The organism is Bacillus sp. BP-3 (genome assembly GCF_028401955.1).
Taxonomy (GTDB): domain Bacteria; phylum Bacillota; class Bacilli; order Bacillales; family Bacillaceae_G; genus Bacillus_A.
Window position 1 is genome coordinate 1 of the sequence record NZ_JAQOTJ010000004.1, and the last position, 15,250, is coordinate 15,250.

The window sequence follows — 15,250 nt, forward strand, 5'->3', positions numbered from 1 at the left end:
TACCGATTTCTTCTCCATATACTTCTGTTTTCAAGCGTATTCGTATTTTAGATTCAACTGCATTTCAACTCCCAGATTCCTTTTCATTCGTTTATCCAGGTGCAGGAGGATGTAGCCATACAGCAGGGGTGAAAATTCAGCTTGTGTATGATCTATTAAGTGGACAGTCTTCATATTCATACGGGTTCAGGTAAACAACATGATCGAACCTACAGTTCCCTGTGTGTCCCAACTGTGACAGCGAATGATTTACGTATTCGAGATTTAGGATATTTTCATTTGAAAGATCTTCAACATATACCGGATAAAAAGGCTTTCTATATCTCTCGTATCAAGTCGAATACACGTATTTATCAAAAAAATCCCGATCCTAATTATTTTCGAGATGGAAGAATCAAAAAAGGTACAGAGTATATACAGATAGATATGGAGGTGTTAATGAACTCTCTTCAGCCAGGAAAAACATGTGAAATATCCGACGCTTATGTAGGAATGACTGATAAAGTACCTACTCGTGTGATTGTTCATCGACTAACAAAAGAACAACAAGAAAAACGATTACAAGATCAAACTATAAGAGAAAAAAAAGAAACAAGAATTGAGTGAATATAAAGCTATTTATATGATTAAAGACTATTTTTTTCTTCTTTTCCAAGCTATACAGAAAAACACCCAAGAGCTATCAAAGATTCTAATTCGCCTGTTCAACCTCCTACAGCAAAACGGACGAAAATCTCATAGGTATAAGAAGAAAACAGTCTTTGATATATTAGGTGTCGTTTACAATTGTACCATGTCTGATGATCAAGCGGCTTAAATTAAAAAAATGAAACCCATTAGGGTTTATTTCGTATGCAAATCTTTAAATTCTCTACACGTAGCCTTTCAACCTTTACTATAATTGACGTTGTATGAGCTTAGCTTGATAGCGATGTGGTGCTACTCTTATAAAAAAGTTTGGTCATATCTCAAAAATTTCTTCAATCCCCTTCATTACTTCAAAGGATCCTGAACTTTTGTTTGAAGGTATCGCTATCTTGATTCCTGATTTAGGATAAAAAGCAGAATGGAAGCTCACGCCAGGGTCATATCCCATTACATGATACTTAATTATAGAATTTTCCCTTTTAGTGATCCAAAGTCCATATCCATAATCTACCCCATCTTTAACATGGATTTGTGAATTTAAAAGTATTTCTGTGTATTCTTTACTTAAAAGTTGATGATTTAACAATGCTTCCCAAAATTTGATCATATCTGATGGTGTAATAAAAGCCCCCCCATCAGCTCCACCTTTTATTGGAATCGAGTAAGTATTTGTTCTCCATGTTTCATCTTTATTATCTATGTACCCATAGGCAGTATTTTTAGGGAGTCGATCTAAAGGAAAATATCCTGAGTCATTCATTCCACATCGTTGGAAGAGATTTGCTTCAATGTAGTCGGTAAAAGAAAGTCCTGATTGTTGTTCCACGATTAAACCTAAAACAATAAATCCAGCATTATTGTAGTGGAATTTTTCTCCAGGTTGGAACATCATCTCCCCATTTTGAAATAAAGGAAGAAAATCTTTTGCGTCATTCAAGAGATACATAGGTATTTGTTTCCAAAGGTCTTCAAAGTCATCCATTACTTGTTCATCAAAATAGTCCGGTATTCCAGAACTGTGAGTCAAAAGGTGATGAATTGTTACGCCTTTGTTAAAATGCGGAAATTTTATGTTCAAACAATTTTCAAGACGAGTTTCAAATGATAGTAAACCCTTTTCAACAAGTTGGCAAATAGCAACAGCTGTAAACAACTTACAGCCAGATGCAATTCCAAAACGTGTATGAACAGTATTCAATTTTTTATCCGCCCTGTTCGCATAACCAAATGCTGATTCAAATAAGACTTTATTGTTATCCTTGATGTAAATAGCTCCAGAAAATTGTTCATCTATTATGTTATGAATTGCTTTAGTAAGGTTTAAAACTCGATTGCTCAAAATAATCCCCCTTATTCATAGATAGTAATGTATTATTCTACATTTTAGTACTAATTTCCTTTTTCTCATTAATACAATGAAAGAATAAAGTCCAGTTTTTCAGGACAAGATTTTGAGATGCCACTATTGCCATCAAGCTAAGATTTTGAAGTACCCCAAAAACAAAAATTTTATCTCATCACAGTTGTCTATGAAAATCCAGTGCATTTTTTTCGTTTTAGAGAACGATGAGTTTCTTAACTTGATGGGCATGTGGCGGTACTCATATTTGCATATCCTACTCATCATTAACGTATTTTTACGAAAGCACATACACAACTGTAGCTACGTAAAACACATGAAACCAAGCAATTCCATAACCAGAACATAGCGTTCACCGTAATACTAGTTAAACTTCCAATTAATGTGCTTCCTACAATATCAGATGGATAATGCTGCTCGCTCTAAATATTTTGTAGCCCATAATAATATCTCCTTCAACTTCACTTCAAATATGCTCCTTAGTATTTCGGTATAAAAAAGAACTATGAAATAGCCAGAAAGAAAAAGAGCTAATTCCCCATTCCGTCAAAACGAAACTTTGAATTAGCTCCTTTTTCTCATATATTTACTTGCTTACACACCGTTTCACGTGCCAGTAAAAAACTCATAATGACCTGTGCTGCAACGCGGCTTGTCATATCACGAAAATCAAGAGTTGGATCGATTTCCACAATATCCATACCTGCTACAAGTGGTTCTTTCCCAAGCACTGCCATTGCATCCAGTAATGTCGTACTATCCATACCACCTGGTCCAATCGCTGGACACCCCGGCGCAAATGCTTGATCTAATACATCCATATCAACAGAAACATATATAGATGTAATCCCTTGGCGACGCAATAATTCTATACTTTCGATAATAATATCTTTTATATGACGTTCTCTAACATGTTGCATCGTATATACCGTGACGCCATGCTCTTTTGCATATTCATGATACGTATAAGCATTAGAAAAGTTTCGAATCCCAATTTGCACTAATTGCTTTCCTGTAATGACATCATTCTCTAGTAAACTGCGAAACGGTGTCCCGTTTGACGGCCCGCCATCCTCCAAGTTACGTAAATCATGATGAGCATCAAATTGAATAATCCCAACTTTTCCTTTGCTGCGTGCAAACCCACTTATGCTCGGAAAACTAATCGAGTGATCTCCGCCAAGAACAATCGGTACCATCTGTGGATTCGATTTTGTCAGACTTTCTAGCGTTTTCGCAATGCGTGCATGACTTTCTTTTATATCCGTAACATGCATGGTAATATCACCGCAATCATAAAAGACACTTTCTTTCATATCATGCTCTTCTGTAATTGCATACGTACTATACGCATCTAGCATTGCCCGAATTGTTTTTGGTGCAAAGCATGCACCTGAGTGACTAATTGATGGTTTTGAAAGCGGAGCACCAATTAATGCCCCGCCGAAGATTTCTTCACTCTCATCCCAGCTCTTAATGATATCGCTCCATTTCGTTACTTCACGATCCATAAACTTTGCATTTTTCTTTAAATAGTGGTCTTGCTCCACGCTTTTTCACCTCGTGTATATGCAATATTCCCTTGTTTCCATACCGTATTCACATGGCTAACACCGTAATGGTACGGTACATACGCATAATTGTATGCATCCCACAATACAATATCTGCCTTACGCCCAATCCGAATTTTCCCAGCAACATCACCGCGATTAATCGCATACGCTGAGTTTACTGTTACAGCGTTCCACACTTCTTCTGGTGTCATTTTCAGTTTTAACATTGCAATGCTCATAATCAGTTGAATATTTTCGGTCGGGCAGCTACCAGGATTAAAATCAGTCGCTAAAGCTACTGCTACACCATCATCAATCATTTTACGCCCTCTAGCAAAACTTTCTTTATTTAAATAGAACGTTGTCCCTGGAAGTAATACAGCAACTGTATTCGAATTAGCTAACATTTCAATCCCTTTATCAGATGCCCCGACTAAATGATCAGCTGATGCTGCACCAATTTCAGCAGCCGCTTCTGCACCGCCAAGCGGATCAATTTCGTCTGCATGAATCTTTACATCAAAACCAAGTTCTTTCGCTTTACGTAAAAATTCTTTTGATTCTTCAACAGAGAACACTCCTGTTTCACAGAAAATATCAACAAACTCTGCCAATTGTTTTTCCTTAATTTCTGGTAATAAATCGAGCATCCACTGTAAAAATTCTTTCGATCTTCCCTTATACTCTTTTGGCACTGCATGAGCTCCTAAAAATGTTGACACAACATCAATTGGGTGCTCCTTCTGAACCTCTGCTGCTGCCTCTAATTGTTTCCACTCTGTTACATCATCCAATCCATAACCACTCTTCGCTTCCATTGTTGTTACACCAAAAGATAACATGCGATCTAAGTGGAATTTTGCCTTTTCAACAAGTTCTTCTTTCGTCGCTTGTTTTGTCGCATTTACAGTGGAAAGAATGCCACCGCCTTGTTCTAAAATTTCTAAATACGGAACACCTTGTAATTTCAGAGCAATTTCATTTTCGCGAGAACCGCCAAATACAAGATGTGTATGCGGATCAACAAGACCCGGTGAAACCATTTTCCCTTCGCAATCTACAACTTCTTTCGCACTTAATTCCTTCGCGTCTTCCATTGTTCCTACGAATGTGATCACACCATTTTCAATACCTACCGCACCGTTTTCAATGACAGGAAGCGTATTCATCGCTTCCCGCCGTAGTAATCCATCTTCTTGATCCATTGTTAATAATTGACTGATATTCGTTAGTAAAATGTCTAACATAGTTTCCCCTCCTTACTTCATCATCGGAATGTTAACACCTTTTTCTTTTGCTGTTTGCACCGCAAGATCATATCCAGCATCAACGTGACGAACAACACCCATTCCAGGATCAGAAGTTAAGACGCGCTCGATGCGTTTTGCCGCTGCTTCTGTTCCATCTGCAACAATAACCATTCCCGCATGAAGAGAATATCCCATACCAACACCGCCGCCGTGGTGAACAGACACCCAGCTTGCACCATTTACACTGTTAATTAACGCATTTAAAATTGGCCAGTCAGCTACCGCATCACTGCCATCTTTCATTGCTTCTGTTTCACGGTTTGGCGAAGCAACAGATCCGCAATCTAAATGATCACGACCGATAACGATTGGTGCAGATAATTCACCATTTGCCACCATTTCATTAATAATACGGCCAAATTTCGCGCGCTCTCCGTATCCTAACCAACAAATACGGGATGGAAGTCCTTGAAATTCAACTTGGTCACGTGCCATACGAATCCAATTGCATAAATGCTCATTATCAGCAAATTCACGTAAAATCACTTCATCTGTTTTATAAATATCTTCTGGATCACCAGAAAGTGCTACCCAGCGGAATGGTCCTTTTCCTTCACAGAATAATGGACGAATAAATGCCGGAACGAATCCTGGGAAATCGAAAGCATTTTTTAAGCCTTCGTCGTATGCAACTTGGCGAATATTGTTTCCATAATCAAATGCAATCGCACCGTTCTTTTGCATAGCAAGTATTGCTTCTACGTGTTTTTTCATACTTTCTTTTGATAATTGAACATAACGCTCTGGATCTTCTTGACGAAGTACTGCTGCTGCTTCTAATGAATATCCAACTGGAATATAACCATTTAACGGATCATGTGCAGACGTTTGGTCTGTTACTAAGTCTGGTGTAATGCCGCGTTTTACAAGATCCGGTAAAATTTCAGCTGCATTCCCTAATAATCCAATCGAGATCGGCTCTTTCTTTTCTTTATACTCCTTCGCAACCGCTAATGCTTCTTCAAGAGATTCTGTATACATATCACAGTATCTTTTTTCAATACGGCGATCGATGCTGCGCTTATCAACGTCGATTGCAATGACAACCCCACCATTCATTGTAACAGCAAGCGGCTGAGCTCCGCCCATTCCGCCAAGACCAGCAGTAATTGTTAACGTTCCTTTTAATGAACCGCCAAAATGCCTGCGTGCTGCCTCACCAAATGTTTCGTAAGTTCCTTGTAAAATTCCTTGTGTACCAATATAAATCCAGCTACCAGCTGTCATTTGGCCATACATCATTAAGCCTTTTTGATCAAGCTCACGGAAATGCTCCCAATTTGCCCATTTTGGCACTAAGTTTGAGTTTGCTAGAAGAACGCGAGGTGCATCCTCATGGGATTTGAAAATTGCAACTGGTTTCCCAGATTGAACTAATAACGTTTCATCACTCTCTAAATTTTTAAGAGACTCTACAATTGCATGATAGCTATCCCAATTACGAGCAGCACGGCCGATACCACCGTATACAACAAGCTCTTCAGGCTTTTCAGCTACTTCAGGATCAAGGTTATTCATAAGCATACGAAGTGCTGCTTCTTGTACCCAATCTTTCGCATGTAATTCAGTACCTCTTGGCGCGCGGATTGTTTGTTTTACGTTTTCCATTGTTATCTCTCCCTTATTATAGTGTTGTATTTGCGTTTAAACGGTCCATTGTCCAATTTGTTGTTTTTAACCAATGAGCCGTATTTTCAATATCTGTTGAAAAAATACGATCATTTGTAATAGATGGTACAATTTGGCGAACTTGATGATAAAACGCTCTCGTTTGCGTGCTCATTTGCTCAATACCACGGTACTCAGCTGCTTGCATTGCACAAATCGTTTCAATTGCTAATACGCGGCGTACATTTTGAATAATTTGATGTGCATGACGCGACGCGATTGTCCCCATGCTTACGTGATCTTCTTGATTTGCTGATGATGGAATAGAATCTACGCTCGCTGGATGAGCTAACGTTTTATTTTCTGAAACAAGTGCTGCCGCTGCATATTGCATAATCATCGCACCAGATTGAAGACCTGGTTCTGGACTTAAAAATGGTGGTAAATCGTTTAACTGCGGATTGACAAGTCTTTCAATACGACGTTCAGAAATATTCGCAATCTCTGCCATTCCTACCTTTAGAAAGTCCATCGCAAATGCAATTGGCTGTCCGTGGAAATTACCGCCAGAAATTACTTTTTGACCGCCGTCAAAAATAAGCGGATTGTCCGTTGCAGCATTCATTTCAATTTCTAATTTTTCTTTCACATAATTCAACACTTGCCAAGATGCTCCGTGTACTTGCGGAATGCAGCGAAGTGAATACGCATCTTGCACACGAAGTTCTCCTTGCTTCGTAACAAGTTTGCTATCACTAAGCACATTACGTATACGATTAGCAACTTCTACTTGCTCTTTATATCCACGTGCAAGATGAACATCTTCATCAAATGCATCAATAATGCCTTGTAACCCTTCAATTGTCATCGAAGCAATTAATTCAGCTTGATAAGCAATTGCTTCAGCTTCTAAATAGGCAACAATACCTTGTGCTGTCATTGCTTGCGTCCCGTTAATTAGAGCCAATCCTTCTTTTGCTTCTAATGTAATTGGTTCTAATCCTTCTTTTGTTAGAGCGCTCATCGTATGGACACGCTCACCTTTATAAAACACTTCCCCTTCTCCTAATAAAGCAAGCGCAAGGTGCGAAAGAGGTGCTAAATCACCGCTCGCTCCAAGTGAACCTTGCTGCGGTACAACAGGATGGATTTGACGATTTACAAGTTCAAGAAGCATATTTACAACAAGTGGTCTAACACCAGAAACCCCCTTCAACATTGTGTTCGCACGCAATACAAGCATAGCGCGTGACACTTCTTCTGAGAAAGGTTCACCAACACCACATGCATGAGATTGAATTAAGTTATGTTGAAGTGCTTTCACATCTTCTTTTTGAATAAGGACATCGCTAAATTTCCCAAAACCTGTTGTAATGCCGTAAACGACTTTCCCTTCCTCAACAATCTGTTCTACTGCTTGCCTGCACTCTGTAACTTTTTGCATACTATTTGGACAAGCAGTTACCTGCTCTCCTTCAAACAGTATTCGTTTCATTTCTTGCAGTGTTAATGAATATCCAGTTAATGTAATCATGATTTTCCTCCTTTAAACAGCACAAGGGGGCCTTACCCTTTTAAGACAGACAAATGTCCTAAAAAGTTGTAAGGCCCCCTATTAACTAATAAACTATGGGCAGTTTTTTTATATGTGATTAATTCCTAATCCAATCGCCTCATGCTCTGATCCTTTCACAGGCGCACCTATCGTACCATATAATGCAACAGCAACCCATTCGCCCTCTTTCTCACCGTCGTATGGCGTGCCGCGCACAATTGCAAAACGAAGCCCTACTGTACGAAGAACGTCTGCTAACTGAATTTGTCCTCTCGTTACTCCGTACAACGCTTCCATAATTGCATGGTAAAGCGCATGTGTTTCTCTGTAAACATCTGTTTCAATAACATGGTTACTACGTGCAGCTGTTTCCATTGCGGCAACAACTTTTTGCGAATTCATTGAACCGACTTTGCCCGTACAATATTTCCAGCCCTTAGGAAGAGATAAAATTGGACTCTCGTGTTCCTCCGCAAGCGCAAGTAGCATCGCCATGCGACCAATTCGTTGTGTTTCATGAAGAAGCATGTGACTCTCTCTTTTCTTTTGAATAGTTTAAATATTTCTTAATTTAAGAATATATGAAAACGCTTAAATCGTCAATGGTTAAATTATAATGATTTAGATAAATCAAAATTAAAACACGACATAAAATCATTCTTTTTAGGTGGGCGAGAGCATCTGGCCATGCATAGAAGCGGTCAGGGCCTTTTTCTGCCACGTGCGGAGTTCAAACAAAGAGAGAAAACAAGTACAGATTCCTTCTTTTCTGTATAGCAGCAATCTTCATATTGAAAAATCAAAATAGATTTATATAGTAAAATTACATCATAACGGTATATGGCGCGATCCGAAGGCTGTGACGATTTATCGTTGCAAGAAATAATTAAAATTGTTCTACACTAGCAAAGCTGCCTCTTTTAGAAAAAGACAGCTTTCTTTTTTCCGTCAATCTATTATTCTTTCAACATACTTTCCATCATTACGTTTCTTTTCCCGCGATAAAAGTCGGATTTATGTTCTGTATATACCCCGCAATATTCAGCTATGACAAGTCCAAAGTCAACAAATGCGTGTCCTTGCGCTGTAATAATGTTTTTATGATGAACTATACCTTCGTATGCAAAATGAGTTTTAGAAAAACAATCTAACTTTCTATAATCTAATGTGACTGTATACGGTACATACTGTAGAATACCAGCAACTGCTAATACAAATGGTCCTCCGCATATCGCAGCAATTAGCTTCTCTTTTTTATGCATTTGACGTACGAGTTCAAATAATACTTCGGAATCTTTTACGTGTACTAAATCGCCACCTGGAATAATAATTCCTTCATAATCATCTACACATATCTCACTTAACTCATAATGTGGTTGTACTTGTAACCCTGTTTCACTTTCAACAATCTCTTTTGTTAATCCAACTGTTTCAACTATATAAGAATCTTTCAAAACAGCAGTAGCAATTGTAATTTCAAATTCTGCAAAAGTAGGATAAATTAAAACTAATATTTTTTTCCTCATATCCTAGTCTCCTCTAAACATTTTATAAAACAATACTCTACTTCCTCCACTGACTTTACATCTATATTCAAATACGTAACCGGAAATTGTTCATACCAGCTTTTCTCTATTTCTATTAATTTCATTTGTTCTTCAAATGTGCTTCGTTGTCTTATATCAAATTCTTTTTTTGTAGCACTTCTTTTGAAACAATTAAATATAAAATAACCTGTATACGATATTTCCATAGTTTTCAATGGATTCACTCAATTTTCTAAAGATTTATTAACAGCTTCAACAGCATGTATGAAAGTCGTATCAAATAACGGAATACTAGAATCCTCTTGTTTTACTAATAACCCAATTTCTGTACAGCCTAAAATAATTCCTTCAGCTCCATTACAAACTAAACGATTAATTACTTCTTTGTAATAATCCCTTGATTTTTGACACACTTTTCCTAAACAAAGTTCTTCATAAATCACTTTATTTACAATTTCCCGATCATTTTCATTTGGGACTATCACCTTTATGCCGTTCGATTCTAATCTAGATTTATAAAATTCTTGCTCCATTGTATATTTTGTTCCAAGTAAACCTACCGTGCTAATTCCTTCCTTTTTTACTTGATTAGCTGTAGCATCGGCAATATGTAAAATAGGGATTTTGATTTTTTCTTTTATATTATCTACAACCTTGTGCATCGTATTTGTGCAAATGACAATGAAATCAGCTCCAGCTTTTTCTAATGAACATGCAGCTTCACCTAATACTTCACCAGCTTGTTTCCAGTTATCCTTTGATTGATAACGTTCAATTTCTTCAAAGTCAACGCTATATAAAACGCATTTTGCTGAATGCAATCCTCCTAACTTTCTTTTTACTTCTTCGTTAATAACCCGGTAATACTCTACAGTTGATTCCCAGCTCATCCCACCAATAAGTCCAATCGTTTTCATTATTTTCCTCCCTACAAAAAATCTCTCACATTAATTATATAGAATTTTCGAAATTATAAACAAGGTTCTTATCTCCTTGTTTCCTTTTTCCATCTGTCTTATAATAAAAAACAGAGATTAATTTGAACGTATTTTTCCGCTATGTAAGCTTGGAAACCCAAGCTTACATTATTTTTTGCTTTTCCTTTTCTTTTAAAAGGGGTATACTATACAGGAACATATGTTCTTTTCACTACATACAGTAAGGAGTTTGAACAATGGTATACGATACAAAGATACGATCATGGAACGAAACATTGAAGCAATTACAAAAGCGTCATACTGGAGCAGCAGTTGAAAATCGCAAACAGTTTGAAGACATTGAACTTATGACTTTCTTTCAAGACAACGAATATATTGCCCTTCCTACACATATAAGCGGCTTATCAGCAGCACGCTTTACTTCTTACTCTATTTTCACTACTGATGACAAAGATCGCAAAGTTGGCACGCTTATCATTGAATATTTAGAAGATGATAATGACATATTATGTGTTGAACAATTATACTTCGTGTAACTCAGAACGCTTGGTCACAATGGCCAAGCGTTCTTGATTTCTATCAACCTCACTGCTTATAATACTAGTAAAGGAAGACTGCGATCATAAAGGGGGGGTCAATTTGCTCGAAGGATGGTTCAGTTGGTTTATTGTTATCTGGACGGTTATTTTACTAGGACTTATGTCCATTGGTGGATATTTTATGTTCAGAAAATTCTTAAAACGATTACCGAAAGAAGATGGCATGTCTATTTTAGATTGGGAAGAGCATTATATTAATCAAACACGACACTTATGGGATGCAGAGCAAAAACAATTATTAGAGGAACTTGTAAGTCCAGTTCCTGAACTTTTCCGCGATGTTGCAAAATCAAAAATTGCCGGTAAAATCGGAGAGTTAGCTTTAGAAGAGAAAGCATCAAAAATAACTGAAGATTTAATCATTAAGGGGTATATTGTAGCAACTCCAAAGCGCGATCATAAATTTTTAATTAAAAAGTTAAAAGAAAAACAAATTGATTACTCACGTTATCAATCGTTATTAGCAAAATAAAAAACCTCAAAAATTTTTGAGGTTTTTTATGTTAACTTCATATCTTTCTCATTATAAAACTCTTCTTGTTTTTTCATTTCCTTTTGCAATTTTGTATAGGAACGAAACATTGCAATGCGCCAAGATACAATCATTGCAAACGCAAGTAAGAAGAACATTCCACTTAATTGCCCTACATCAAGTGATTGACTTAAATATGATTTAAATACAATACGAACAACAAGTAAACCGATTAAAATAAATATAAACGCTTTAGAGCGTTTTAAATAAATCTCTTGTCCACGTACTTCAAATTTTGATGTTTTAATAAGAAAGATTGAAAAAATTAATCCTACAACAATCGCTTCTAATATTTCTGATGTTGTTAAGCGAAATTCAGGAAGCAAATACATACATGCCCCTGTACTCATAAAGATTGGTGGAAGAACAATTTTTTTCAAAGTTGCTGGTTTCTTTGCCGCCTTCAAACGAATAAACATGACTCCAACAGCCATACAAACTGCCATAATACTTGATAAGAGAGCTAAATTCATTCGCACTCACCCTTTGTTTTGGAAATAGCAAAAATATAGTATCATTCTATGCATTTCTGTTAGTATTTCCAACTTTTCAACAAAAAAAACTAAAACCCTTTAAATCCACCAAATAAATCTGAAAAGAAGATTGTAATTTTTGTAAGGCCATTAAAATATAGTAACACACCCATCGCAATCATAATATAACCACCGATCGTAACAAACGCTGCACTATGTTTTTTAATCCACGTCATCTTTGTAATAAAGAATGATAAAATAAAGAATGGAATTGCAAAACCAAGTATGTAAGCAATCATATATAACATCGCTGATTGTGGATTTGTTGCAGCAAGCGCAATAACTGATACTAAAATCGGCCCTGTACAAGGTGTCCACCCGGCAGCAAATGCAACCCCAATAAGAGTAGAGCCCAAATAACCACTCGGTCTGCTTTTAAATGTAATTTTCCGATTTTGCATTAAAAATGTTGGTTTAAATACCCCTGTTATAACGAGACCGAAAGCAACGATAAAAATTGCTCCTAATTGTCGAATTAAATTTTGATAATCTACAAAAAACTTCCCTAGAAAACTTGTTCCAAAGCCGATTGCTATGAAAATAATCGAAAATCCAATTAAGAAAAATGCAGTATGCAACATACTACGTTTACGAAGCATTGCATTCTCTTCCTTCAAATCAGAAATAGACATTCCTGTTATATATGATAAAAATGCCGGATACAGTGGTAAACAACAAGGGGAAATAAACGATAAAAAACCTGCTCCAAATGCTAAAAATATATTAATGTCTTGCATGTTATGCCTCCTTTCTCCTCAATTTATTGTAACAAAATTCAAGGCGAATACCATGAATAATTCGTGAACATACCATTATCACTATGAATATATTGAAATCTTATTCTTCGTTTATATGTATAAATCCTGTTTGCAAGCGACAGAAAAAGGACTGACCAATCCCATGCATGGATAAATACACTTATCCCTCTAAAAACAAAGAGTTTTTTCAATTTCCACTTATATATTTCACTTTATTTACTATTAGAAAATATTTTTTTATCATGAAAGTTATATTCATATTTATCTTATATTCTCAATGAATTTGTCTCCTTTTTTTCATCATTATGCATAAATATCGTACTTTTATTATTATTCTATAAAATGTCACACTTTTCTTTCAGTTGACCCTCCATTTTTATTTTTGTATACTTCCATCTAGCTATTATTGTTCGTTTTTGAACACATTACTATATAGAAAAGATCGGAGGGAAATAGATGCTTCGTTATTCATTACTCGTTTTATTAGGAGCATGTAGTTACGGTATTTTAGCAATCTTTGTTAAATTTGCATACAGCGAAGGATTTTCGCTTGGAGAAGTAATCGGAAGTCAATATTTGTTCGGATGGTTCATTTTACTTGCGATTACATTATTATTCTCTAGACATCGTATACCATTTAAACAAATGATTATTTTATTCATTGCAGGAACATCAGCTAGTTTAACAGGTATTTTTTATTACGGTGCATTACAAACGGTACCTGCTTCTATTGCTATTGTTTTACTATTTCAATTCGTTTGGATCGGAGTTATCATTGAAGCAGTTGCAACGAAAACATTTCCTTCTAGAGAAAAATTGATTTCTGTACTTTTCTTGCTTGTTGGAACGTTTCTTTCAAGTGGTTTACTTGAACAATCAGCAGGAGCAATTGACATGAAAGGAATTTTCTTCGGATTATTATCAGCGGTAGCATTTGCTTTTTATATTTTCGTGAGCGGAAGAGTAGCAGTAGAAGTCCCGCCATTGCCTCGTGGTGTAACACTTATGGCAGGTGCATTAACATTAGTAATGATTGCTTTTCCACCAACATTTATATATAACGGTACACTTGCAAATGGACTATGGAAATACGGATTAGCATTAGGAACATTTAGTATTGTCATTCCAACTATTACTTTTACAATTGGAATTCCTAAGATTGGTTCTGGTTTAGCAACAATTTTAGGTGCTGCTGAACTTCCAGTTACAACAATTATGTCAGTGCTTCTTTTAAAAGAAGCTGTACTGACTTCACAATGGCTTGGAGTTTCCCTTATTCTTATCGGTATTACAATTCCACAAATTGCTTATAACATGCGCGGACGATACACAAGGCAGCATACACATAAAAAAGTTGCAGCATAAAAACCGGACTTCTATAAAAAGCCCGGTTTTTTATTTGTCCCGCTATTCGTGGGCAATAAGACTCCCACTGACGGAAGTTGCTCTTTATACTTTCTCTTTCATGTTATATAAATCTATAACAGTCAACTGATACGTGTATCGATAACATTGTCCCATTGTCAGTAAAATTATAATAAGAAATAAAATAGCTGTATACAAAAGACCATATATTGTAATCGGTGCACTACTTATTCCATAACAACCCGTTACTCTCAAAATAACAACAGTAAATAACTTTAAAAATAACATACCGTGAAGAAGCCCCACTATTAGCGCTCCTCCTCCTATCATGAGTTGCTCATAGCATAATATAAGCGCTATTTGCCTTCGTTTCGTGCCAGTTAATTGATACGATTGGAATTCTTTTTGACGCTTTTTCATAAAACGAGTATGTACATACAATATAAACAAACATGATAAGCTGAAGATTATTGTTGATCCATTATATAAAAATTTTATTAGTAATGATTTATGCTTTATTGCTCCTACAACAGCTTCATTATATTGAATAGATAATAAAAGAAAATATATAATCACACTACAAACAATAGAAACAAAATGTTGTAAACGTTCTGTTGCATGCTCTTGTATATTTTTTCGTGCTAATTGAAGTAACGACATAACAACTCCTCCGTACAACTTCCTATCCCAACATTAGTGTATAACATAACACATGTTTTCACATGGCACTCTAATAGGAATTGTTTCTAAGACTTAAGTCTTAGAAACATACATATATGAATTCGATGTACGTATTAATAAGAAAATTATTCTTGTTGTACGAATTTTTAACACAAACAAAATAGCAGTGTCTGTACCTTCTCTTAAAGTTAATCGTTCAATATAGCATCTCATTCAAGAAAATAAAGTGAAACTTTAATCAGTGGAAGTTTTCTTTATCCTCC

At 36.2% G+C, this 15,250-nt stretch carries 14 protein-coding genes and 1 pseudogene; 4 read left to right on the forward strand and 11 right to left on the reverse strand.

Annotated elements, in window-relative coordinates:
• Window positions 1–817 (forward strand): annotated as a pseudogene (locus PLX19_RS07695) (IS4 family transposase); the annotation flags it as partial.
• A gap of 144 nt (window positions 818–961) precedes the next feature.
• Here PLX19_RS07695 and PLX19_RS07700 read toward each other — a convergent pair.
• The 8 genes from PLX19_RS07700 to PLX19_RS07735 form a co-directional block, all read right to left on the reverse strand.
• A complete protein-coding gene (locus PLX19_RS07700) occupies window positions 962–1,987 on the reverse strand; it encodes a serine hydrolase domain-containing protein (RefSeq protein WP_272187941.1) in 1,026 nt (341 codons plus the stop codon).
• Window positions 1,988–2,586: 599 nt separating this feature from the next.
• Complete coding sequence (hutG, locus tag PLX19_RS07705) at window positions 2,587–3,558, reverse strand: formimidoylglutamase (RefSeq protein ID WP_272187942.1); 972 nt, start codon at window positions 3,556–3,558, stop codon at window positions 2,587–2,589.
• Window positions 3,537–4,808, reverse strand: coding sequence for an imidazolonepropionase (gene hutI, locus PLX19_RS07710; protein ID WP_272187943.1), 1,272 nt, complete (start codon window positions 4,806–4,808; stop codon window positions 3,537–3,539). Before hutI ends, hutG begins: the two co-directional genes overlap by 22 nt.
• Window positions 4,809–4,820: 12 nt before the next feature.
• On the reverse strand, window positions 4,821–6,479 hold the full coding sequence (gene hutU, locus PLX19_RS07715) for a urocanate hydratase (RefSeq protein ID WP_272187944.1): 1,659 nt from the start codon (window positions 6,477–6,479) through the stop codon (window positions 4,821–4,823).
• 16 nt (window positions 6,480–6,495) lie between these two features.
• On the reverse strand, window positions 6,496–8,013 hold the full coding sequence (gene hutH, locus PLX19_RS07720; RefSeq protein ID WP_272187945.1) for a histidine ammonia-lyase: 1,518 nt from the start codon (window positions 8,011–8,013) through the stop codon (window positions 6,496–6,498).
• A gap of 108 nt (window positions 8,014–8,121) precedes the next feature.
• The gene (gene hutP / locus PLX19_RS07725) at window positions 8,122–8,562 is read right to left on the reverse strand and encodes a hut operon transcriptional regulator HutP (protein ID WP_272187946.1); all 441 of its coding nucleotides are present in this window, start codon (window positions 8,560–8,562) and stop codon (window positions 8,122–8,124) included.
• Window positions 8,563–8,990: 428 nt separating this feature from the next.
• The gene (locus PLX19_RS07730; protein WP_272187947.1) at window positions 8,991–9,560 is read right to left on the reverse strand and encodes a DJ-1/PfpI family protein; all 570 of its coding nucleotides are present in this window, start codon (window positions 9,558–9,560) and stop codon (window positions 8,991–8,993) included.
• Between the two features lie 245 nt (window positions 9,561–9,805).
• A complete protein-coding gene (locus tag PLX19_RS07735) occupies window positions 9,806–10,498 on the reverse strand; it encodes an aspartate/glutamate racemase family protein (protein ID WP_272187949.1) in 693 nt (230 codons plus the stop codon).
• Between the two features lie 257 nt (window positions 10,499–10,755).
• Between PLX19_RS07735 and PLX19_RS07740 the strand changes: the two genes are divergently transcribed.
• Both PLX19_RS07740 and PLX19_RS07745 read left to right on the forward strand, forming a co-directional pair.
• On the forward strand, window positions 10,756–11,055 hold the full coding sequence (locus PLX19_RS07740) for a hypothetical protein (RefSeq protein WP_272187950.1): 300 nt from the start codon (window positions 10,756–10,758) through the stop codon (window positions 11,053–11,055).
• Between the two features lie 103 nt (window positions 11,056–11,158).
• Complete coding sequence (locus tag PLX19_RS07745) at window positions 11,159–11,590, forward strand: DUF2621 domain-containing protein (RefSeq protein WP_272187952.1); 432 nt, start codon at window positions 11,159–11,161, stop codon at window positions 11,588–11,590.
• Between the two features lie 26 nt (window positions 11,591–11,616).
• Here the strand turns inward: PLX19_RS07745 and PLX19_RS07750 are convergent, their stop codons facing one another.
• Window positions 11,617–12,123: a CcdC family protein gene (locus PLX19_RS07750; RefSeq protein ID WP_272187953.1), complete on the reverse strand. Its 507-nt coding sequence runs from the start codon at window positions 12,121–12,123 to the stop codon at window positions 11,617–11,619.
• Window positions 12,124–12,212: 89 nt separating this feature from the next.
• Window positions 12,213–12,920, reverse strand: a complete 708-nt coding sequence (locus PLX19_RS07755; RefSeq protein ID WP_272187954.1) for a cytochrome c biogenesis CcdA family protein — start codon at window positions 12,918–12,920, stop codon at window positions 12,213–12,215.
• A gap of 477 nt (window positions 12,921–13,397) precedes the next feature.
• On the opposite strand from PLX19_RS07755, the gene PLX19_RS07760 reads away from it, so the two are divergent.
• Window positions 13,398–14,306 carry an EamA family transporter gene (locus tag PLX19_RS07760; RefSeq protein WP_272187955.1) on the forward strand — a complete coding sequence of 303 codons (909 nt, stop codon included), beginning with the start codon at window positions 13,398–13,400 and terminating at the stop codon, window positions 14,304–14,306.
• Window positions 14,307–14,390: 84 nt separating this feature from the next.
• On the opposite strand, the gene PLX19_RS07765 is transcribed toward PLX19_RS07760, so the two are convergent.
• Complete coding sequence (locus PLX19_RS07765; protein WP_272187956.1) at window positions 14,391–14,966, reverse strand: FtsX-like permease family protein; 576 nt, start codon at window positions 14,964–14,966, stop codon at window positions 14,391–14,393.
• Window positions 14,967–15,250: the final 284 nt, after the last annotated feature.

Coding starts and splice junctions, on each gene's coding strand:
- PLX19_RS07730 (WP_272187947.1), bottom strand. CDS start 9,560: ATGAGGAAAAAAATATTAGTTTTAATTTATCCTACTTTTGCAGAATTT.
- hutU (WP_272187944.1), bottom strand. CDS start 6,479: ATGGAAAACGTAAAACAAACAATCCGCGCGCCAAGAGGTACTGAATTA.
- hutH (WP_272187945.1), bottom strand. CDS start 8,013: ATGATTACATTAACTGGATATTCATTAACACTGCAAGAAATGAAACGA.
- PLX19_RS07760 (WP_272187955.1), top strand. CDS start 13,398: ATGCTTCGTTATTCATTACTCGTTTTATTAGGAGCATGTAGTTACGGT.
- PLX19_RS07750 (WP_272187953.1), bottom strand. CDS start 12,123: ATGAATTTAGCTCTCTTATCAAGTATTATGGCAGTTTGTATGGCTGTT.
- PLX19_RS07740 (WP_272187950.1), top strand. CDS start 10,756: ATGGTATACGATACAAAGATACGATCATGGAACGAAACATTGAAGCAA.
- hutI (WP_272187943.1), bottom strand. CDS start 4,808: ATGTTAGACATTTTACTAACGAATATCAGTCAATTATTAACAATGGAT.
- PLX19_RS07755 (WP_272187954.1), bottom strand. CDS start 12,920: ATGCAAGACATTAATATATTTTTAGCATTTGGAGCAGGTTTTTTATCG.
- PLX19_RS07765 (WP_272187956.1), bottom strand. CDS start 14,966: ATGTCGTTACTTCAATTAGCACGAAAAAATATACAAGAGCATGCAACA.
- hutP (WP_272187946.1), bottom strand. CDS start 8,562: ATGCTTCTTCATGAAACACAACGAATTGGTCGCATGGCGATGCTACTT.
- PLX19_RS07735 (WP_272187949.1), bottom strand. CDS start 10,498: ATGAAAACGATTGGACTTATTGGTGGGATGAGCTGGGAATCAACTGTA.